This is a genomic window from Acinetobacter colistiniresistens (assembly GCF_000413935.1).
GTDB classification, from domain to species: domain Bacteria; phylum Pseudomonadota; class Gammaproteobacteria; order Pseudomonadales; family Moraxellaceae; genus Acinetobacter; species Acinetobacter colistiniresistens.
Genome location: NZ_KE340377.1, coordinates 37671 through 59837 on the forward strand (window position 1 = coordinate 37671; position 22167 = coordinate 59837).

General features: G+C 44.1%; 20 protein-coding genes. 10 read left to right on the forward strand and 10 right to left on the reverse strand.

The genetic code is table 11. From position 1 onward, the window contains the following. Window positions 1-5 precede the first annotated feature (5 nt). The 4 genes from F907_RS15615 to F907_RS18310 all read right to left on the reverse strand — a co-directional run bounded on the left by F907_RS15615 (window position 6) and on the right by F907_RS18310 (window position 2970). Window positions 6-542, reverse strand: coding sequence for a M23 family metallopeptidase (locus F907_RS15615; protein ID WP_016651264.1), 537 nt, complete (start codon window positions 540-542; stop codon window positions 6-8). A 37-nt stretch (window positions 543-579) separates the two neighbouring features. After that, window positions 580-1617 (reverse strand): A/G-specific adenine glycosylase, encoded by a 1038-nt coding sequence (mutY, locus tag F907_RS15610; protein WP_005270136.1) that lies wholly within the window; start codon window positions 1615-1617, stop codon window positions 580-582. 292 nt (window positions 1618-1909) lie between these two features. Then, window positions 1910-2647 carry a dienelactone hydrolase family protein gene (locus tag F907_RS15605; protein WP_016651265.1) on the reverse strand — a complete coding sequence of 246 codons (738 nt, stop codon included), beginning with the start codon at window positions 2645-2647 and terminating at the stop codon, window positions 1910-1912. Between the two features lie 164 nt (window positions 2648-2811). Then, entirely contained in the window at window positions 2812-2970 is a 159-nt protein-coding gene (locus F907_RS18310) for a DUF1328 domain-containing protein (RefSeq protein ID WP_004656956.1), read from the reverse strand. 186 nt (window positions 2971-3156) lie between these two features. On the opposite strand from F907_RS18310, the gene F907_RS15595 reads away from it, so the two are divergent. The 7 genes from F907_RS15595 (at window position 3157) to F907_RS15565 (ending at window position 11574) form a co-directional block, all read left to right on the forward strand. Further along, window positions 3157-3609: a YcgN family cysteine cluster protein gene (locus F907_RS15595; RefSeq protein WP_005270140.1), complete on the forward strand. Its 453-nt coding sequence runs from the start codon at window positions 3157-3159 to the stop codon at window positions 3607-3609. A 107-nt stretch (window positions 3610-3716) separates the two neighbouring features. Beyond that, window positions 3717-4880: a PQQ-dependent sugar dehydrogenase gene (locus tag F907_RS15590; protein WP_016651266.1), complete on the forward strand. Its 1164-nt coding sequence runs from the start codon at window positions 3717-3719 to the stop codon at window positions 4878-4880. 72 nt (window positions 4881-4952) lie between these two features. Continuing rightward, a complete protein-coding gene (gene ampC, locus F907_RS15585; RefSeq protein ID WP_370538953.1) occupies window positions 4953-6092 on the forward strand; it encodes a class C beta-lactamase in 1140 nt (379 codons plus the stop codon). Between the two features lie 83 nt (window positions 6093-6175). Then, window positions 6176-7450, forward strand: a complete 1275-nt coding sequence (locus tag F907_RS15580) for a replication-associated recombination protein A (RefSeq protein ID WP_016651268.1) — start codon at window positions 6176-6178, stop codon at window positions 7448-7450. A gap of 104 nt (window positions 7451-7554) precedes the next feature. Then, entirely contained in the window at window positions 7555-8439 is an 885-nt protein-coding gene (gene yddG, locus F907_RS15575; RefSeq protein WP_016651269.1) for an aromatic amino acid DMT transporter YddG, read from the forward strand. Window positions 8440-8568: 129 nt separating this feature from the next. Further along, complete coding sequence (locus F907_RS15570; protein ID WP_016651270.1) at window positions 8569-9687, forward strand: acyltransferase family protein; 1119 nt, start codon at window positions 8569-8571, stop codon at window positions 9685-9687. A 147-nt stretch (window positions 9688-9834) separates the two neighbouring features. Further along, window positions 9835-11574 (forward strand): amidohydrolase, encoded by a 1740-nt coding sequence (locus F907_RS15565; RefSeq protein WP_016651271.1) that lies wholly within the window; start codon window positions 9835-9837, stop codon window positions 11572-11574. Window positions 11575-11615: 41 nt separating this feature from the next. Here F907_RS15565 and F907_RS15560 read toward each other — a convergent pair whose 3' ends face one another. From F907_RS15560 to dapA, 4 genes are all read right to left on the reverse strand, one after another. Then, entirely contained in the window at window positions 11616-14024 is a 2409-nt protein-coding gene (locus F907_RS15560) for a TonB-dependent receptor plug domain-containing protein (RefSeq protein ID WP_016651272.1), read from the reverse strand. 243 nt (window positions 14025-14267) lie between these two features. Beyond that, complete coding sequence (gene purC, locus F907_RS15555) at window positions 14268-14987, reverse strand: phosphoribosylaminoimidazolesuccinocarboxamide synthase (protein ID WP_005270154.1); 720 nt, start codon at window positions 14985-14987, stop codon at window positions 14268-14270. Window positions 14988-15023: 36 nt separating this feature from the next. Then, on the reverse strand, window positions 15024-15626 hold the full coding sequence (locus F907_RS15550) for a hypothetical protein (protein WP_005270156.1): 603 nt from the start codon (window positions 15624-15626) through the stop codon (window positions 15024-15026). Between the two features lie 15 nt (window positions 15627-15641). Then, window positions 15642-16535 (reverse strand): 4-hydroxy-tetrahydrodipicolinate synthase, encoded by an 894-nt coding sequence (dapA, locus tag F907_RS15545; protein ID WP_016651274.1) that lies wholly within the window; start codon window positions 16533-16535, stop codon window positions 15642-15644. Window positions 16536-16827: 292 nt separating this feature from the next. On the opposite strand from dapA, the gene pncA reads away from it, so the two are divergent. The 3 genes from pncA (at window position 16828) to F907_RS15530 (ending at window position 18871) form a co-directional block, all read left to right on the forward strand. Beyond that, a complete protein-coding gene (pncA, locus tag F907_RS15540) occupies window positions 16828-17460 on the forward strand; it encodes a bifunctional nicotinamidase/pyrazinamidase (RefSeq protein ID WP_005270158.1) in 633 nt (210 codons plus the stop codon). 91 nt (window positions 17461-17551) lie between these two features. Next, on the forward strand, window positions 17552-18016 hold the full coding sequence (locus F907_RS15535; protein WP_005270160.1) for an Lrp/AsnC family transcriptional regulator: 465 nt from the start codon (window positions 17552-17554) through the stop codon (window positions 18014-18016). Between the two features lie 216 nt (window positions 18017-18232). Beyond that, window positions 18233-18871, forward strand: a complete 639-nt coding sequence (locus F907_RS15530) for a YitT family protein (protein WP_016651275.1) — start codon at window positions 18233-18235, stop codon at window positions 18869-18871. A gap of 77 nt (window positions 18872-18948) precedes the next feature. Here F907_RS15530 and glmS read toward each other — a convergent pair whose 3' ends face one another. Both glmS and glmU read right to left on the reverse strand, forming a co-directional pair. Then, on the reverse strand, window positions 18949-20787 hold the full coding sequence (glmS, locus tag F907_RS15525) for a glutamine--fructose-6-phosphate transaminase (isomerizing) (RefSeq protein WP_016651276.1): 1839 nt from the start codon (window positions 20785-20787) through the stop codon (window positions 18949-18951). 12 nt (window positions 20788-20799) lie between these two features. Further along, complete coding sequence (glmU, locus tag F907_RS15520) at window positions 20800-22164, reverse strand: bifunctional UDP-N-acetylglucosamine diphosphorylase/glucosamine-1-phosphate N-acetyltransferase GlmU (RefSeq protein WP_016651277.1); 1365 nt, start codon at window positions 22162-22164, stop codon at window positions 20800-20802. Window positions 22165-22167 lie beyond the last annotated feature (3 nt).

Consider the following 22167-nt stretch of genomic DNA (forward strand, 5'->3'; position numbering starts at 1 on the left):
GCTTCCTAACGTAAATACGGGTATGGGTTGACTGCACCACGCCCTTTGCCATTTAAATAAATACCGTAATGTAAATGTGGAGCGGTATAGCGGGCATTACCTGTATTTCCCACATAACCGATCAGATCACCTTTGCGGACATAATCTCCGACATTGAGACCACGTTTATGCCCGTCCAGATGTGCATAATAGTGCCAAGATCCTGAGGGTCCCATGATCCAGATGACTTTGCCACCTAAATTATTATTACGTAAATCAGCAACTAAGCCTTCGGTTGCACTATACACTTTCGTACCACGTGCTGCCATGATATCTATGCCTTCATGACTACGGCCTTGACTGCGGGCAGCGCCCCAAGTGTCGCGTAATTCGTTTCGACTTACACCTTTAACTGGCACAGGCAGGCGGCTGTCTAAACGCATCATTTTGAGTTTATTCACCTGTTCATTTGGCAAAGGTGTTGGTTTTTTTGGGGCCGTGGTACATGCTGAAATTAAAACGATCAACACACCAAGAACCGTATAGGATATCGAATGACGCACACAAACTCCTTGCGTTTGAATGACAGCGTTTCGGGCATCAGGCCTGCTGTTTTGCTGTCATCAATTTTTTCATGGCTGTGGGAATGCCTTTGGCAATCGCGGTTTCTGGACTCAGCCATATGCCATTTAATTCGATACTGAGTTGTTCTTTTTGATCGTGTTCCACGTGGAACAGTTTCTCATGCAGTAACCAAGTAAAGTGGGTGAAGCTATGGCTAATCTGCAAAGATGATACTTGAGCTTGGAGTTTAAAGTGCTGTTCGATCTGTTGTAATTCGGTTGCCTGCTCAATAATCGGTAGGCAATACAAGCCACCCCAGAGACCCTGTGCTTCGCGTTGCTGCCACAACCATTCATTACCTGACTGGATCAGGAGGACATTCGCCGTTTTCACAGGAACAGGTTTCTTGGCTTTCTTGAATGGAAGTTCCTGTTCTAAACCTTGTTGATAGGCCTGACAATGTTGCTGCATGGGACAATATAAACATAGTGGCTTTTTCGGGGTGCATACCGTTGCACCCAAGTCCATAATTGCTTGGGTATAATCATGATTGCGCTCTTTTGGGCAGAGATCTTCCGCAATTTGCCAGAGTGCCCGTTCATGTTGGGGCTTCGATAGATCATCCTCGATGGCAAGAAAACGAGCCAATACACGTTTCACGTTGCCATCCATAATCACACCATACTGGCGCAAGCCCAGTGACATGAGCGCCCCAGCCGTGGAACGTCCAATGCCCGGTAATTCGATCCATTGCTCTAGCGTTTCAGGGAAGTGACCTTGTTGGCTAACAATGCCTGCTGCTTTGTGCAGATTGCGTGCACGGGCGTAGTAACCGAGACCTGCCCAATAGGGCGCGACATCATCCCAACTGGCTTGACCTAAGGTTTCGACGGTTGGGAAGCGTTCAATAAAACGATCAAAATACTGTAATACGGTTTTGACTTGCGTCTGTTGCAGCATGATTTCTGAGACCCATACTTTGTAGGGATCATCGGCCACTTGCCACGGGAGGTCGTGACGACCATGTTGGTCGAACCATGTAAGCAGTGCATCAGAAAATGAGAAATCAGGCATGAATCAGGACAGTAAAAAGCAGAGGCGTAGTATAGCCGAAATAGGTTTTTTTAGGCGTTAAAATTCTATTGGAACATCAACGAGATGCAGGTCGTCAAAGACATAGTGTGAAATTCGATGAGAACTTGGCAAGACTCCGTTAAGTTTGCACTGCCCAATTGAAAGCAGAGCAAGGCAGCCAAACAGGCGACATCCATGTCGCCTTGCACAAGTAGACGTTGTCTAGGATTTAAACAAACTATATTTTTTCTCAATTCCGTCCTGATTGGGTTCTTAGAGATAGTTTTTTAAATCACTTTAAATGTTTATCTAACAGCTCATACATCGCTTCAAGACTTTGACGCTCTGCTTCTGCGTTATAGCCTAAGTCAACATTATTGGCTTTGGCACGTTCATCTGCGAGTGGATTGCTAAAACCATGTTTGGCATCTTCAAAAATAATGACTTCATGATCCACTGCGGCATGATGCATTTCCTCACGGAAGCTTGCGACATTGTCCAAGGTAACCATGCTGTCGAGTTCGCCATGTAGAACTAAAATCTCGGCTTTGACTTTGCCTTTTTCAGCAGGGGCTTTTGGACTTAAGATGGCATGGAAGGTGGCAACGGCTTTGATGTCTGCCCCCGCACGCGCTAAATCGAGCACCACTTTGCCGCCATAGCAAAACCCAACTGCTGCGAGTTGATCTGCTTTGACCTCTGGTTGAGCCGCTAAAGCCGCTAAGCCTGCTTGAGCGCGATCAACGATGGTATCTGCATGCTCAAAAGTCTGATTCATCCATTCGGATGCTTGTGGAACAGCGGTCGTTACTTTCTTGTCACCATACATATCAATCGCGAGGGCAGCAAAACCATGCGCTGCAAGCTCACGAGCACGTTGTTCGGTATATTCATTACGGCCCCACCATTCAGGTGCAACAATCACACCTGCAACAGGTTGATCAATTGCAGGGACTGCAAAATAGCCAATGAGACGTTGACCATCTGGTGCGGTATATTCGATTTCACGTGTGTTAATCGGGAAGCTCATTCTATAATCCTGATCTGTATTTTTAAAATGTATTGATTAAAGCATAAAAAAGAAAAATTGATGACATCATCACCGTAAAAGTGTTGCTGTCATTGGGAGGGTTTAGACATAAAAAAAGAAGAATGCGGAGATTCTTCTTTTTCTTCTTGAGTGCTATTCAGCCTCTAGACTTTGCCTCTGGATAAGAAACCGACGATTGCTAAAATCACGGCAACCACCAGTAAAATAACGGCAAAATCTTTAGATAAACCTGCCACGCCACCAAAGCCTAATAAGCTAGCAATGAGTGCGATTACAGCAAAAATAATGGCCCAACGAAACATGTCGTGTCCTCCTATTTTTTCGTTATTTTTTTACTATAGCGCGTGTTTTTTGCACAAAATGTGGTGTTTATGTGGTTTAAATGTTCAATTCTTAAAGAGATGTTCAAGCAATTAAGACAGATTGGGCAAGCAGCTCCTCGATGAATGCTATAATCAAAAACTCATTTAAAAATTGAAACAACTGGTATGTCCATCGAACTACGTCCTAATTTCTGGAAACAATATTCACTTGATCAGCTGAGCAATGCTGAATGGGAAGCATTGTGCGATGGCTGTGGTTTATGTTGCTTAGTCAAGCTTGAGGATGAGGAAACGGCAGAGGTGGCTTATACCAAAGTGTCTTGCAAGTTACTCGACTGTAAAACGGCGCGTTGCTCGGATTATGCCAATCGCCAGCAACAGGTTCCTGATTGTATCCAGTTGACCCCAGAGCGTCTTGCAACGATCTCATGGTTACCGCCGAGTTGTGCTTATCGCCGTTTAAGTGAAGGTAAGAATCTACCCTCATGGCATTATCTCAATACGGGCTCGCGTCAAAGTGTGATTAAGGCCAAAAAATCTGCAGCTGGGCGTTGTATTTCAGAAGTGGAGGTTGATGAGGAGCAGATTGAAGACTACATCGTCCGGTGGATACGTTGATTTTTGCAGGCAATGGATAAGTCGTGCTGATCATAAACACAACACTTTTACAGTATTTTTATTGATTAAACTCCCTAAGATAAATTTTATAAAGAGGGAGAGAAGCAATGAATAAACTGTTAATGACACCTTTGCTCTGTAGTAGCTTTTTATTTTTGTTGGCCTGTGGTCCAAACAATACCAATTCAAAACCGTCTGAAAATAATACCGCTCAGCAAAGCTCACCCCAGACACTCAAGCAGACCTATCAACTTGAATCCGTCACTGGCTTAAATGAGCCTTGGGCAATTGCAATTTTGCCCGATCAGCGTTTACTCATTACTGAGCGCAAGGGACAATTAAAACTCTTTGATCCAAAAACCAAAACCAGTCTGAATGTTTCAGGTGTACCTAAGGTTAGCTACGGTGGCCAGGGGGGCTTGGGGGATGTGGTCCTGCATCCTGATTTTCGCAACAATCATCGGCTTTATTTGAGTTACGCCACTCAAGGACAAGCAGGGTATGGGGCGATGATCTCAACTGCAAGATTGGACTTATCCAATCCTCAGCAACCGAAACTTACGGATTTAAAAGCAATCTGGCAGCAAGTACCGAAGGTTTCTGGACAGGGACATTATGGACATCGAATGTTATTTGGTGCTGATGGCAAACTGTGGGTCAGTTCGGGCGAGCGGCAAAAATTTGATCCCGCCCAAGATTTAAAAAGTAATTTGGGCAAAATTCTACGTTTAAATGAGGATGGAACCGCTGCTGAGGGTAATCCTTTTGCTGCACAAGGTGGGGTCACTGCGGAAATCTGGTCACTGGGTCACCGTAATCCGCTCGGTATGGCATTTGATGAACAAGGACAGCTGTGGGTGGTTGAAATGGGTCCCAAAGGCGGTGACGAGCTGAATCTGATTCTGAAAGGGGCCAATTATGGCTATCCAAAAGTTTCGAATGGTGATCATTATTCGGGTTTACCGATTCCTGATCATAATACTCGTCCTGAGTTTAAAGCCCCTGAAATTGATTGGACGCCAGTGATTTCACCTTCCAGTTTGATCATTTATTCAGGTCAGCAGTTTCCTTTATGGCAACATAAGGCGCTCATTGGCGGTCTCTCCTCTAAGGCAATTGTGGTTGTCGATCTAAAATCTCGACCTGTGCAAGAGGTACAACGACTTGAGATGCAACAGCGCATTCGAGGATTACAACAGGCACAGGATGGTTCGATCTGGGTAATCGAGGATGGCCCTGAAGCCAGACTACTCAAGTTGAGTGCAAAATAAAAGTGAATGGATAGTGAATGGAAAATGATGAACTTGAATGATATCTCTAAGACCTCGAAACAGCTGTTGTTCATGACGGGCTTGGTGTGTGCTAGCTCAATGTTATGGGCACACCCGTTGAATGAGCAACAGGTAAAAGCCATCGTGGATCAGCAATTTAAGCCTTTGTTGGCACAGTATAACATCCCTGGTATGGCGGTTGCTGTGACCCTGAATGGGCAACATTATTTTATCAATTATGGGCTGGCCTCTAAACAAAGCCAGCAAGCTGTCAGCAACAATACCTTATTTGAACTGGGTTCAGTGAGTAAGACCTTTAATGCTACTTTGGCAAGTTATGCCCAAGCACAAGGGCAGTTGTCTTTGTCTGATCACCCTGCCAAGTATTTTCCTGAACTGAAAAATACTGCCGTGGATCGTGCCACCCTGTTGAATCTTGGGACCTATACTGCAGGTGGTTTTCCATTGCAGTTTCCCGATCAGGTGGTTCAACAGCAGGATATGATTCAGTATTTCCAAAGCTGGAAACCAAAAACCGGCATAGGCGCTGCTCGCCAATATTCCAATCCAAGTATTGGTTTGATGGGCTATGTCACGGCGCGGGCAATGAAAAAACCCTATGCAGAGCTGCTTGAAAAAACACTGTTTCCGCAGCTCGGTTTGACCCAAAGTTTTATACAGGTGCCTGAACAACAGATGCCACAATATGCATGGGGATATAAAGCCGATCAAGCCCTGCGTGTTTCACCGGGAATGTTGGATGCGGAAGCGTATGGTGTGAAAAGTAGCAGTGCCGATATGCTGAGATTTCTGGATGTACAAATCAATCCACAACACTTGAAACAGCCGTTACGCAAAGCGATTGAAAATACACATGTCGGTTATTTTAAAGTGGGTGCCATGACGCAAGGTTTGGGTTGGGAGCAATATGCTTATCCTGTTAAGCTAGAGACGTTATTGCAGGGTAATTCAAGCAAAATGGCGTTAGCAAGCCATCCAGCAATTGCAATTAAACGGCCAAAGATTGCCCCAGCCGCCACCTATTTTAATAAAACAGGTTCAAGTAACGGTTTTGGCGCCTATGCTGCATTTATTCCAGAACAAAAAATTGGAATTGTGATGTTGGCCAATACCAACTTTCCGAATGAAGCACGGATTCAGGCCAGTTATACGGTTGTACAACAGCTGCTTCAAACCAATACTGCGCAATAGAATGTCGCAGCGATTGCAGATTCAAATTGTAGATTTGGGTCAGACACAATAGACTAGGGTAAAAGATCATAAAGCCAGTGATGATGTCAGATACGCATATTCCTTTACCTGAACGTTTACGTCCACGTGACTTGTCCGAAATTATCGGACAAGATCATTTGCTGGGTGAACATGCTCCTTTACGCCAGATGATTGATCAGGGGCATTTGCCTTCAATCATCTTCTGGGGCCCACCAGGGGTAGGCAAGACCACGATCGCATTGTTATTGGCTCAAGCGGTGGATCGTCCTTTTATCAGCTTGTCTGCGTTAAATACGGGGGTAAAAGAGCTGCGTGAGGTGATTGCGGAGAGTGGTGATCTGTTAACCCCAGTGGTCTTTATTGATGAAATCCATCGCTTCAATAAATCGCAACAAGATGCGCTGCTGAATGCGGTAGAGAAAGGCAAAATCACGCTGATTGGCGCAACCACCGAGAATCCATCCTTTGAAGTCAACAGCGCGCTGTTGTCGCGCTGTCAGGTTTATACCTTAAACAATTTGAGTGCTGAAGCAATTCAAACGCTACTTAATAAGGCGATTCAAAACGATAAGTTTTTAAAAGAGCGTTTTATTCAGATCGAAGAATACGATGCGTTGGTGCAATTCGCTGCGGGTGACGCACGTAAGGCACTTAATCTGATTGATCTGATTGCCAGTACTTTTGAGCCTGATGTCGAAAATATCGTGACCAATGCGATTGTGGTCAAAGTGGCGCAGCAAAATATTGCACGCTATGACAAATCGGGTGAGCAGCATTATGATCTGGTTTCGGCCTTTATCAAATCGATTCGCGGCAGTGATCCAGATGCAACGCTATACTGGATGGCACGCATGTTAAAAGGTGGTGAAGATCCGGTCTTTATTGCACGTCGGATGTTGATTGCCGCCTCAGAAGATATTGGCAATTCCAACCCGAATGCCTTATTGCTGGCGGGAGAATGCTTCCGTTCAGTGCAGGCGGTAGGCATGCCTGAAGCACGGATTATTTTGGGTCAATGTGCCGTGTATCTGGCCACCAGTCCGAAAAGTAATAGCACCTACCTCGCGATTAATAAAGCGCTGGAGCTGGCTGAGAAAACGGCAAATCTGCCTGTGCCATTACACTTACGCAATGCCCCGACCAAGTTGATGAAGCAACAAGGCTATGGGGTCGATTATCTGTATCCGCATAACTATCCAGAGCATTTTGTTCTGCAAGAATATTTGCCACCTGAATTACGTGGTACCAAGTTGTATGAACGCGCCTTAAACAAACGTGAAGTTGAAGGTGAGCGTTTGCAACAACGACGCTGGCAGCAGGAACAGCAACAGCAGTAGTAAGGATTCAACTCGAATCCTTACGGGTCATTTACAGCTTTCCAAAGCAAGTTTTTGAGTGAAAGCGGAATTTTGCTTTGGTTTAAACGTCTATTTGTATAAAAATGAACGCAAAAAAAGCAACACTGATTGGACTGGTGGCCATCTTTTTATGGAGCTTGATCGTTGCCTTGATCAAGGATGTCAGCAGTCATTTTGGTGCAGTCGGTGGCGCGGCCTTAGTCTATACATTGGCTTCAATTTTTCTGTTGTGCTCAGTGGGTTGGACCCGCCTGAAAAGCTTTCCCAAAGCTTATTTAATTTGGGGCAGTATTTTATTTGTTGCCTATGAGCTTTGTCTGTCACTGTCGATTGGTTATAGCAGTAATAATCGACAAGCCATTGAGGTGGGCATGGTCAATTATTTATGGCCCACCTTTACCATGGTCGCTGCGATTTTGTTTAACCAACAGAAAGCCAATTTTCTGATCATTCCTGGTTTTGCCATTTCTTTGCTGGGGATTGGCTGGGTGTTGGGAGGCGAGCAGGGCTTTGACTTGGCAGGCATGTTGCAAAACATACAGCAGAATCCGCTTAGCTATGGTCTTGCCTTTATTGGAACCTTGCTATGGGCGGCTTATTGTACGCTCACAGCGAGAATTGCGAAGGGTGTAAATGGCATCACCTTATTTTTTATGCTGGTTGCCATCGTACTTTGGATTAAATATCTGTTGATGGGGGGCGGAAGTTTTGATTTCGACGGGTCATCTTCGCTTTCTTTGTTGTTTGCTGCGGCTGCGATGGGTTTTGGCTATGCTGCATGGAATGTTGGGATTCTGCATGGCAATGTGACTTTGTTGGCTGGAGCTTCTTATTTTATTCCTGTTTTTTCAGCTCTTTGTTCAGCAATTTTACTGAGTACCCCATTGACGCTTTCATTCTGGTCAGGTGCCTTGATGGTCTGTTTAGGCTCAATTTTATGCTGGATTTCGACACGGGCGCAGCGCTAAAGGCTGGGTGGCTTGATGCCGTATTTGAGATGCGTCGCTACAGTCACTGTATTTTTGTAAGTGCCCTCTAGACACTGCCGATAAAAGGTCGCATCATCATTCGCTTATCAAGGATGATCAAGCTCCACCATGACCACAAACAAAATTAATGCCGCGGAAAGTATCCGAGGCTTGGCATGTCTCGCCGTTGTGTTGTCACATATCTCACTGACTTTTTTCCCGCAGCTGCATAATTTTGATGTCAGTAGGGTGCCGCAATATGATTTTTTTGCGCAGCTCCATCATTCTCCTCTGGCATTCTTTTATTCGGGTACAGGGGCGGTTTTTGTCTTTTTTGTTTTAAGTGGATTTGTACTGAGTTTATCCAGTTTTAAGAAGCAAAATAGTGCAGCACAGTTGAAAACATCCTTAATTAAGCGCTACCCACGTTTGGCCATTCCGACCTTTGTCTCTTGTGTGATTGCTTATCTGGTGTGTTTTGTCCCTGTTGATGTGTCTCATGTTTCAGAATGGGGTGCAGCGTTAGCCAATCCACATCCACAACTGAGCACAGCACTTTATGAAGGCAGTATCGGTGCATTCTTATTTGGGGATTCTAGCTATAACTGGGTGCTGTGGACCATGCAAATTGAGTTACTTGGGTCACTGGTCATTTATCTTGCCTGTTATTTTTATGGCAAGTTGCCCATTCTCTGTGGTCTGTTTTTGATCTTGAGTGTGATTACTGCTTATCTGATTTCGCAAACGGTATTCCTTGGCATCCTGAGTTTTATTTTGGGGATGGGACTGTTTCTGTATGCCGTAGAGCTGAGTACCGTCGTTTCGGTTGTGCTGTTTATATTGGGCTTATATTTATGTGGTGCGCATAACAGTAGTGCCAGCTATCAGTTTTTTACCCGATTTCTAGGTGAACAAACTTACGACTACCTCAACTTTGTCGGTGGTTTTTGTATTGTGTATGCGGTGCTTAAAGGTCAATGGCTCGCCCAATTTTTTGATCGAACCGTTTGGGTGTTTTTAGGTAAGATCTCATTTTCAATTTATCTGATCCACTTAGCGGTGCTGTATGCTTTGGGCATTCCATTGTTTAATTTCCTCTACGTACAAGGTGGCTTGTCCTATCTCAATGCGGGATTACTGGCGAGTTTAGTGATTATGTTGCTGAGCATTCTTTTGGCACAACCTTATAGCCGTTATGTCGATGATGCCGCGATTAAAATCTCGAATAAGCTGGCAAAAATGTTTTAACTGCTAAGCTATGCCGTCGCTATCCGTTGGCTTGCGGCATATTGAAAAATTGAACAAACATTACAAAAATCATCAGGCAATGCTTTCTATTGTCGCCAGAATCAGTTTTAATCAAAAAACACATAATAAAAATATGGGTTTTAATATATGAACCGTACTCATCTCAAACACTTTAGCCTATTCACTTCGATTTCGGTGGCGATAGCAGGCTGCGCAAGCACAGCAGTACCCGTCACAGCAACAGAACAGCTGTTTTATGGCGGACCGATTCTCACTATGTCGGGCGATGCACCTGAATATGCAGAAGCTATCTTGGTCAAAGATGGAAAGATTCGTTTTGTCGGGTCTAAGCAGCAGGCGGTACGCTTGGCGGATCGGAAAGTTCAGTCGATTGATTTAAAAAATAAAACCTTATTACCGAGCTTTATTGATGCGCATAGTCATGTGAATATGGTCGGTTTCCATCAAATGGTCGCCAATCTCTACCCGATGCCTGATGGGCAGGTTTCAGATATCAATTCTCTGGTGAATGTATTGACGCAATGGAAAGCTCAGAATCCAGCTGTGATTAAAACTATGGGCGGCTGGATTCTGGGTAATGGTTATGATGATGCGCAATTGACCGAGCAACGCCATCCGACGGCAACCGATCTAGACCGGGTCTCCAAAGATCAACCTGTGATGATCTTGCATCAATCGGGGCATTTGGCTTCGGTCAATCATAAAGCACTGGAATTACTGAAGATCGATCAACATACCCCAAATCCAGCGGGTGGGGTGATTCGCCGTGAAGCAGGTTCAAATGTGCCGAATGGTGTATTGGAAGAATCGGCTTTATTTACTGCAATTGGCTCAATTTTTAAAGATGTACCCCCTGCGGTGATGTTTCAGATTGCAGAAAAAGGCATTGATGCCTATGTAAAAAATGGTTTTACCACGGTACAAGAAGGGCGGGCTGATCAGGGTACTACGGAAATGTGGCACGCTTTAGCCAAGCAGAATCGGCTGCCAATTGATGTGGTCTCTTATCCCGATATCACCACCAGTCAAGACTATATGCTTAAGCAAGGCAGTAGCCATCAGTATGATCATCATTTCCGTATTGGCGGAGTCAAAATTAGCTTAGATGGCTCACCTCAGGGGAAGACCGCTTGGCTGACACAACCCTATTTAGTTCCACCTGAAGGTAAAGATAAGACTTACAGAGGCTATCCTGCGATTAGTAATGATCAACAGGTCAAGGACTATATCAATTTAGCCTTTAAGCAAGGCTGGCAAGTACTGGCCCATGCCAATGGTGACGCAGCCATTGATCAGTTTATTGGGGCGGTAAAAGATGCCACCGCAAAACAAGGCAAGGCAGATCGCCGCAGTGTACTGATCCATTCGCAGACCATTCGGGATGATCAGCTGGATCAGCTCAAAGCACTTGATATTATTCCGTCATTTTTCTCTTTACATACTTTTTATTGGGGGGACTGGCATCGCCAACAAACGCTTGGAGAGACGAGAGCTGCCCGTATTTCGCCAACGGCAACGGCATTCAACAAGCATCTGATCTTTACGGAGCACCATGATGCCCCTGTGGTGCCACCGAGTAGCATGATGATGCTGGACGCCACGGTAAATCGAGTCACACGTACGGATTATGTATTGGGCGCAGATGAAAGAATCAGTCCTTATCTGGCATTAAAATCGATGACAGCTTGGGCGGCGTATCAATATTTTGAAGACCAGACCAAGGGCACATTAACTCAAGGCAAGTTGGCTGACTTGGTCATTCTGAATCAGAACCCGTTGACTGTCCCGAGTCGTGAGATTAAAAACATTAAAGTGCTGGCCACTTATAAAGAAGGCAAACTGATTTATCAGGATTCAAGCCATTAAAAGCATAAAAAAACCGAGCTAAAACGCTCGGTTTTTTATCTCTACCAACGGTAATTGATCTTGCCGTAATAGAACGCGCCATTAAAGCCAAAAGGTGAGAACTGGCTATAAGGCAAGCTTCCCCCAGTCGGTTGGTTGATGTCATATACATCTTTATCAGGATAAACATCGGTAATATTGTCTCCACCAACGGTAAAGTTCCAGTTTTGATATTGGTAAGACAGGGCTAAGTCCAGTAACCATTTGGCTGAGAATTTTTGGTCTTTGGCTTCGCCTGAATTACTAAAGGTTTTAAAACTGCCATAGCGGGTGAGATTGGTATTCACACTGAAATTTCCAAGCTTATAGTCATTCGCTAAACTGAATTTATGTTCAGGGGTACTCGCGGCGAGTAGACCATATTGCTCTCGACGGTCCAATCGGGTCAGATTGATTCCCAACGCATCTAGGATGGCAGGATTGCCATCGACATGAGTGACTTTATTTTTATTGTAGTTATAAGCCAAAGAGCTATTCAGTTCCCCATAAGGCAAGTCCGTCCACTTATAGGTTGCGACTAAATCAACACCGCGGGTGCGGGTATCGCTGGCATTGTTGAAATAACGGATGCTGCTGAAGTTGGTGTTGCTGATGCCATTTGAATTCAGATATTGACGTACTGTATCGCTACTGGCATTGATATTGGAAGACAGGCTAATCCGGTGATCAATGTCGATTTGATACGCATCCAAGGTCACATACAACTGATCTGTCGGCGTTAGTACCACACCCACACTATAGTTTTTTGATTTTTCTGGTTTCAGCTGTTCGGCACCGAGTAATTGTGCCACTTGTGAGGTGGTTGGAAAAGTGCCAGCTTCAACCAACTGACCATTGACCAGTTGGGAGGAGGTCTGAGCAAAGTATTGTTGCGCTAAGCTTGGGGCACGAAAACCTGTAGAGGCACTGCCACGTACTGCAAGCGCAGGATGAATGGCATAGCGTAAAGACAGGGATGCATTATCAGTGTGGCCAAAATCATTGTAATATTCATGGCGATAGGCTGTAGATGCAGACAGTTTTTCAGTTAAATTGGCTTCTAAATCCAGATAAGCCGCATAACTGTCGCGTGACCATTCTCCTGCATCAGCAGCACGAAAACCGGCTAAACCAGAAGAGCCACTTTTATAATAAGAAGCAGGATCACCTGCTTGAATTTGATATTTCTGATTCAGATATTGTGCTCCAAAGGCAACATTCAGTGGGCTGGCGAGTGCTGCGAGATTAAACGCTCGAGAAAGATCGAAATTCACCACGGCTTGAGCATTTTTCAGTGAGCCATTTTGGAAACCAAAAGGTGTGACGGCTCGATCTTTATAGAGATCAACATTGATCGTTTTGGTATCAACATCATAGCGATTCAGACCATAATTGACCGAAGCATCATAATGCCATGCGGACCAATCGCCTTTAATCCCTGCCACCGCGCCAAAATCATCCAGTTGTCCTTGTATGATTGGCAGATAGCCATTTGGATAGAGGGCAGGAATATTATTGGAGGCATTGCTTAAACGATAGAATCCCGCAGTCTCGGCATTACGGTGGCTATAGGTGGCAAAGGAATACAGTTCCGTGTTATCACTAAGATCGTAGCCCAGATTGATGGCTGCTTTGACTTCATCAGAATCTGGATCACCAAAGCGGAAAGTGCGTTGCCCATAGGTGGTTGATCTCGGATCACGCAAGTCAGGCCCTGCGCGATTGGTGGCTTGGCTATCCTGCCATTCCCCTGAAAAAATTGCATAGCCATAATGATTCAGTTGGGTGCCACCTGATGCAAAAGATTGTTTTTGCTCACCATCGCCCTTGTTATAAATACCGTATTTAATCCCGGCTTCGCCATGTTTTGGATTGGATTTCAAAATAATATTAATCACGCCTGCAATCGCATCGGAACCATAGCGAGCTGATGCACCTTCACGGAGTACTTCGACACGGCTAATCGCCGAGATGGGAATGGCATTTAAATCAGTGGGTGCAGAACCTCGACCAATGGTCCCGCCGAGATTGATAAAAGCCCCTGTATGGCGACGTTTGCCATTGACCAAGACCAGCACCTGATCAGGTGCAAGCCCTTTCAGTTGTGCAGGGCGAACCAGCTCGGTTCCATCCACCACCGTTGGGCGTGGAAAGTTAATTGAAGGAATAATCCGTGATAAGGCTGTGCCCAATTCATTGGAACCAGTCCGTTCGGTCAGCTCTTTGGCACTAATCACATCAATCGGCTGTAAGGATTCGGTTTGTGAGCGATTGTTGGCACGGGTTCCTGTCACCACAATCGTCGCGAGTGTTTTGACCTGTTCGGGTTCGATAGGATTGTTTTCAGCTGCATGCAGATTGCTATACAGGGCCAGTAGAATCAGGCTCGTACTGAGACGAAAGGGAAACATTTTGATCTGGGGAGTATTCATGTTGATGTTCTAACTCAAGTTCTGTAAATATTTGTGAACATGGTAGGAGCATCAAAATACTTTCAAAAACAATATAAAAACATAAGGTTAGAACAAAATTTGCAAAGCTGAAAATGATGCTTTTTAAGTAAATGATTTATAGGATATTGATATTTAAAATGAAGTTATTTATTTTTGAATCGGAAATAAAAAAACCAGCCCGAGCGGACTGGTTTTTCTGAAGCAGTAACAGCTTCGTCTAACTTAGATATCGTCTAAGTTAATGCCTAAACGGGCAGCGACTTCTTCATAAGCTTCAACCACACCACCTAAACCTTGGCGGAAACGGTCTTTATCCAGTTTCTTCTTGGTGTCTTTATCCCATAAACGACAACCGTCTGGAGAGAACTCATCACCCAAGACGATACGGTCATGGAATACACCGAATTCAAGTTTGAAATCAACCAGAATCATATTACCTGCATCGAATAATGCCTTGAGCACATCATTCACTTGGTAAGTCAATTCTTTCATTTTTTCCAGTTGTTCAGCTGTTGCCCAGCCCAAAGCAATCGCTTGAGATTCGTTTACCATTGGATCGCCAAGCGCATCATCTTTGAAGAACAATTCAAAGGTTGGCGGTGTTAATTCTTTACCTTCCTCAACGCCTAAACGACGGCACAGTGAACCTGCTGCATAGTTACGAATCACGCATTCCACAGGGATCATGTGTAGCTTTTTCACCAGCACTTCAGTCGGAGAAAGCAGTTTTTCGAAATGCGTTTCGATACCCGCAGCAGCCAATTTGTCCATGATGAAGGCGTTAAAACGGTTGTTGACCTTGCCCTTACGATCGAGTTGCTCAATTTTTTCGCCATTGAATGCTGAAGCATCATCACGAAAGACCAAAATCAGGTGATCAGCGTTATCTGTCTCGTATACAGATTTAGCTTTACCAGTATAGAGCAAGGTTTGTTTTAACATGGAGGAACCTTTTGAAAAAAAATGCCTAGTAAACGACTAGGCTGGCCAATTTTGGTAAATCTGGGTTAACACTTCAGTCGCAACCGCTGGGTCTGCGAACGTGGTATCAGGTTTGAAGAGGGCAATGGTATTGCTTGAGCCTACCGCAGACAGCTTCAACACGTAGTTCTGATCATTCACCTTAATCGTTGCTTCATAGCCATGATCTGCTTGCGAGATGACTTTATAGTTGAGGCTGCTCGCGGTGGCAAAGGCATATTGCCACGCAGTCGCCGTTGGACCTTCTACTTTCAGTAATGGATTTTTGTTGCCATCCATGACCAGTTGTGGACGCCCCAAGCTGGTTACTGTCGCTTCAGTGCTATTGCTTGCAGTTTGCATTGACTCTGGACGAGGTAATGCATAACGGTTGCCAGTTTTATTTTCAAATGTTGGCGCATGTTGAATCGCAAGTGGGTCAACCGTTGGTGCTGGATACAATGGCGTGAATGGTCTTACCGTTGCATTCTCAGGGAATTTGAGAGGTTCAAGCGCTTGCGCTTTTTTATAATCTAAAGAATGATTATTGAGGGCAAAACGACCACAACCAGCCAAACTTAAAGCTGAAATGACAAGGACAACACCAAGACGTAATTGCATCATAAATTGCTCGTATTAAATAATGCCCGCAGTTTTTAAATCTGTGCGGAGCGGTTCACGATATTGTTCTGCGAGAGCGGTTAAAGGCAGGCGTAGACCTGTACTAATGTATCCCATCTCATGCAATGCCCATTTCACAGGAATTGGGTTTGATTCGCAAAACAAAATATTGTGTAGATTTGCAATTTGTTGATTCAAACTTTGTGCTTTGGCTTGATCGCCAGCTAAGGCTGCTTCACAAACTTCGCTCATTTGTTTTGGTGCAACATTGGCGGTAACCGAAATATTACCTTTCGCGCCCAGTAAAATCAGTTCCCAAGCAGTTTCATCATCGCCTGAATACACTGCAATTTTACCTTTTAAACCTTCGATGAGGGCTTGACCACGGGGTACATCACCTGTTGCATCTTTAATCCCAACAATGTTTTTAACATCGGCAAGACGAATCACGGTTTCATTTTGCATGTCAACGCCAGTACGGCCTGGAACATTATAAAGAATTTGTGGAATATCAACGGCTTCAGCAATCGCTTTATAGTGTTGATATAAGCCTTCTTGTGTGGGTTTATTATAATATGGCGTAACGAGTAATGCGGCATCTGCACCGAGTTCTTTAGCTGCTTTGGTCAGTTCAATTGCTTCGTGAGTTGAGTTTGCACCTGTACCCGCGATAATTGGAATGCGTTTATTGGCTACACGAATCACTTCTTTGATGACTTGTGTGTGTTCTTCCATGCTTAATGTAGATGCTTCGCCCGTTGTGCCAACAGCAACAATACTATGTGTACCTTGTTGGATGTGCCACTCAACGAGCTTCTCAAGGCTCTTCCAATCTACGCGACCATCTTCAAACATAGGGGTGACGAGTGCGACAATTGAGCCTTGAATATTCGGTGCTAGCTGAGTCATTTTAAAAAACTATCCTATTTTCCCATCCGAGATTGAATTAGTTGAAACGAAATATTGGATGGTTGCAGTATTTTGATTCGCCACTCAATAATGAATCCGATTGAATGACAATTATGCAAATTATGACTGATCGGCGGCATAAGAACAATATGCTTTAGTCAAACAGCTGAAAACTTTCATTCATCTTTAAGCTGAATGATTTTCATCTTATGAAAAGTTTAGATCGGGTTGGCTAGTCAGATGAGGTGAGGCAGGGTATTGTACTCAGGAGTGATCTGGATTGAATAATGAGATGCAAACTGATTCAAAACACAGTGCCTTAATTGTGGTCGATGTGCAAAATGGCTTTACCCCAGGTGGAAACTTGGCAGTCACGGATGCAGATCAGATTATCCCTGTGATTAACCAGCTGGCGCAACAGTTTGATACGGTGATCCTGACGCAGGACTGGCATCCTGATCAGCATATCTCCTTTGCCGATAATCATGTCGATAAACGAGCTTTTGAGACCATCGAGTTGCCTTACGGAACTCAGGTCTTGTGGCCAAAGCATTGTGTACAGGGGACACAGGATGCTGAATTTCATCCCAACCTGAATATTCCAACCGCACAGCTGATTATCCGTAAAGGCTTTCATGTGGAGATCGATAGCTACTCTGCTTTTATGGAAGCGGACCGCAAAACTCCGACAGGTCTCCAAGGCTATTTAAAAGAACATCAAATTGATACGGTCTATATTGTCGGGATTGCCACGGATTTTTGTGTCGCATGGACGGCACTGGATGCTGCACAGATGGGATTCACAACCTATGTCATTGAAGATGCCTGTAAAGCCATTGATTTGAATGGTTCACTGCAACAGGCGTGGCAACAGATGTTGGAGCAAGGGGTGCAGCGGATTCAATCGGCTGCTATTTTGCCATAAACTTGAGCTGTCTGATCTAAAGACGCTAAACTTCGAAAGCTGATGCATGAACATCAGTGAAATTATGCCTTAAACCTGAATTGAGCGTTTTATGACCGTTGAACTTGATGATTTTGATCAAAAAATTATCCATCATTTACAGATGAATGGGCGCTTGGCCAATCAGGAACTTGCTGAGTTGGTCGGACTATCGACCTCTCAATGTTCACGCCGCCGTGTTCAGCTTGAACAGAAGAAAATTATCACGGGCTATTATGCGCAAATCGCATTGAGTGCTGATCCGGCACCGATTATGGGGATTATTGAGGTGAAATTGCAGAATTATAGTGATGCAACCCATGATCGCTTTGTTGAATTTCTGATGCATGAGCCGGCAGTCAAAGATATTCATAAACTGACAGGCAGCTATGATTTTGCATTGAAAGTTGCAGTTAAAAATCTCGATGAAATGGTCAAGCTGATTGGTATCCTGTCTTCCAAAAATTTTGGAGTGAGTAATCTCAATACTTCGATTGTGCTGGAAAAATTAAAAGAAAATGGTATCGGAATTAAATAGCACCCTATCTTGCTCGACTTAGAGGCAATGAAAAATAATACAGGAGGTCGTTAACGGGCGGAGTGTATTTGAAAGGGATTATTTTGAATATAAATTGCATTTATGGCAAAAATATAAGAATAAATTGCGAAATTTAAATAAAAATGATCAAATATGTCATGTCTTTCCTTGAAAGACATCTCTCCCTTCTGCTGTTCTGTTTTTGAGTTATGCCTTATGAATACCGAGCAAAATGTATCTCTGGTAAGTCCAGTCGTGTCTGTCATCGACCAACATTCCAAGGTTGAAGATGCATTGGCCATGTTGACAGGGACATTTATCCTTTCTTTTGCGATGATCTTATTAAAACAAGCAGGCATCATGAGTGGAGGGACGGCTGGTCTATCTTTGTTATTGCATTACATCACAGACCTCAAATTTGGCATGCTGTTTTTCCTGATCAATATCCCATTCTATTATTTTGCCTATAAAAAGATGGGTGTTGCACTGGTGGTGAAAACCTTTATTGCCGTGACATTGCTGGCGGGCTTTAGTGAGCTTATTCCACAGTTTTTTCATCTTTCAGACGTCAATCCAATTTATGCCACCATTTTTGCCAATGTATTGATGGGGGTGAGCTTTCTGATTTTATTTAGACATCGCTCAAGCTTAGGGGGCATTAATTTGCTGGCCTTGTATTTACAGGAACGTTTTAACATTCCAGCAGGTAAAGTTCAGTTAGGGCTGGATATCGCAATCTTGTCCACGTCATTGTTATTTGTGGACTGGAAGCTGATCTTGATTTCGATTTTGGGTGTGATTATTTTGAATTCGATTATTTTACTGAATCATAAAACCACGCGCTATGTGGCATAAAATCATTGTCTTATTATTATAATGAATTGAAAAATATAAAAATAGAAGAAGGGCGAACCCTTCTTCTATTTCAAGGTTTATTCTACGGTCACGCTCTTGGCAAGGTTACGAGGCTGATCCACATCCGTTCCACGTAATACAGCAACATGATAAGAAAGCAACTGCACAGGAATACTGTAGACAATAGGTGCTAACCATTCATTGACTGCTGGGACGTGTACGACATGTTGGCGGTCTTTGCCATGAATGCCGCTGTTTTCATCTGCAAAGATAAACAACTCACCACCACGTGCCTGTACTTCTTCCATGTTGGATTTAAGTTTATCCAGCATATCGTCATGAGGTGCCAAGATCACTACAGGCATATCATTGTCGACTAATGCCAATGGACCATGTTTGAGTTCACCTGCGGCATAGCCTTCAGCATGAATGTACGAAATTTCTTTTAGTTTCAATGCACCTTCAAGTGCAATCGGGAAATTCGTACCACGACCCAAGAATAAGCAATGATTTTTTTCAACAAATAATGCCGACAGGCGAAGAATTTCAGTATCACCTTGTAAGGTATCTAAAATGATTTTCGGGCAGTGCCATAATGCAGTTGCAATTTCTGTAAGCTGGTCAGCAGACAAACGTTGTTTTACTTGACCCACTTTCAGGATTAATAACATCAATGCGGCAAGCTGAGTGGTAAAGGCTTTGGTTGATGCCACGCCAATTTCCGGCCCTGCCAGTGTCAGCAAGTGATAATTTGTTTCACGAACCATGGATGAGGTTGCAACGTTACAAATCGTCATGGTGCTGATGTCAATGTTGTTGGCTTTGGCACGTTTTTGTGTTTCACGTAATGCCGCTAAGGTATCGGCAGTTTCACCTGATTGCGAAATACAGATATATAAGGTGTTGGCAACGATCACTGGGTTGCGATAGCGGAATTCACTTGCAATTTCAACTTGGCAAGGTACGCCAATCAAGGCTTCAAACCAGTATTTGGCAATCATTCCCGCATGGTAGCTGGTCCCACAGGCAATGATTTGGACTTGTTGAATTTTTGCAAAATCAGCATTGGCATGATTGAGAAAATCGTCACGTAAGTTGTTGCCATTGAGTGCTTGGGAAATCGTCTGCTGAATGGCTTCAGGTTGCTCATAAATTTCTTTGAGCATGAAGTGCTTATATTCACCTTTAGACGCATTGCTCACCGTTGCATCCAATTCTTTCACTGGGCGTTCAACCGCTTCACCATTGACAAAAACCTCAATGCTGGTACGAGTTAAACGTGCAATATCGCCTTCTTCCAAGTACACAAAGCGATTGGTCACTGGCAATAAAGCCAATTGGTCTGAACTGATAAAGTTTTCACCAATCCCCACGCCAATGACGAGTGGTGAACCTTCACGCACAGTAATCAGCTCATCAGGATGGGCGGTATGAATAATACCAAGCGCATAAGCCCCTCTAAGACGAGGGGTGATGTTTTGAACCGCTTCCAGTAGGCTATCGGTTTGCTGCAATGCATGATGAACAAGATGCGCAACCACTTCGGTATCGGTTTGCGATGTAAATACATAGCCCAATGCTTGTAATTCATCTTTCAGTTCTTGGTAATTTTCAATAATCCCGTTATGAACCACGGCCACATTACCCGAAACATGCGGGTGCGCATTGTTTTCGGTTGGTTTACCATGTGTTGCCCAACGGGTATGTGCAATACCGACATTTCCCGTTAAATTTTGTTCTGATACCGCTTCAGCCAAGTTGGCGACTTTGCCAACACGACGTTCACGTAAGATATTTTGATTATTCAGTAAGGCCAAACCAGCAGAGTCATAGCCACGATATTCGAGGCGTTTTAAACCTTCAATCAGAATATCGGTTACACAACGTTCAGCAACGCCACCAACAATACCACACATAATTTTATCCTCTTATTTTTTCAGTTTTTGGGGACGTTGATAATTTGCTTTTTCAAACTGTTTTGATCGTTCGACAGCTAAACTATGGTCAGCCACATCTCGGGTTAAGGTTGATCCCGCACCTGTGGTCGCACCTTGACCAATCTTGATGGGTGCAACCAGTGAGTTATTGGTTCCGATAAACACGTTGTCTTCAATAATCGTACGGTGTTTATTGGCACCATCGTAGTTACAGGTAATGGTACCTGCACCAATATTACAGCCTGCACCAATCTCGGCATCACCTAAATAAGTGAAGTGATTGGCTTTAGAACCAAGACCAATCGTTGAGTTTTTTACTTCAACAAAGTTGCCAATGTGAACATCATTGGCAAGGTTGGCACCTGGGCGTAGGCGAGCGAAAGGGCCGATCTGGGTGTTTTCACCCACTATTGCATTTTCAAAAATGCTATAAGCCTGAACTTTGGTACCCGCAGCAATACGGGTATTCTTTAAAATACAGCCTGCACCAAGATGTACGTTATCGCCAAGCTCACAGTCACCTTCAATAATGACATTGACATCGATTTGGACATCTTGACCACATTGAAGGCTGCCACGTAAATCAAAACGATTTGGGTCAATCAGGTGAACACCTTGTTGCATTAATTCTTTGGCTTGCTGCTGCTGGAATTGACGTTCTAAGGTTGCAAGTTGTAAACGATCATTGACGCCTTCAACTTCGAATTCAAGCTCTGGTTGAATAGAGGCAATTTCTAAGCCATCTGCAACCGCCATTGCCACAATATCAGTCAGGTAATATTCACCTTGAACGTTATTGTTCGAGAGCTTTGGCAGCCATTGATGCAACTTGGCATTGCTAACACAATAGATTCCCGTATTAATTTCTTGAATCTGACGTTGTTCTTCATTGGCATCTTTATGTTCAACAATGGCTTGGATTTTGCCTGCTTGACGAACGATACGACCATAACCTGTTGGATTTTCGACATTCAGGGTAATCATACCAATCCCCGATTGGCTTGATGCCTCGAGGAGCTGTTCCAGTGTACTTTGACGAACCAAGGGTACATCACCGTATAAAATCAATGAGATACCATCCTGCGGCAACACAGGCAAGGTCATTTGTACAGCATGGCCTGTGCCGAGCTGTTCAGCCTGTTCAACCCATTCAATTTGTTCCGCTGCAAAACTTTGCTTGACCAAATTGCCGCCATGTCCATAAATGGTAATGATGTTTTGGGCATGTAGTTTTTTTGCTGTTTGAATGACATGTCCAAGCAAAGGACGGCCTGCGAGGGGTTGTAATACTTTTGGTAGTTGTGAACGCATTCGCGTTCCTTTCCCTGCTGCAAGAATAATAACAGTTGTTGACATAAC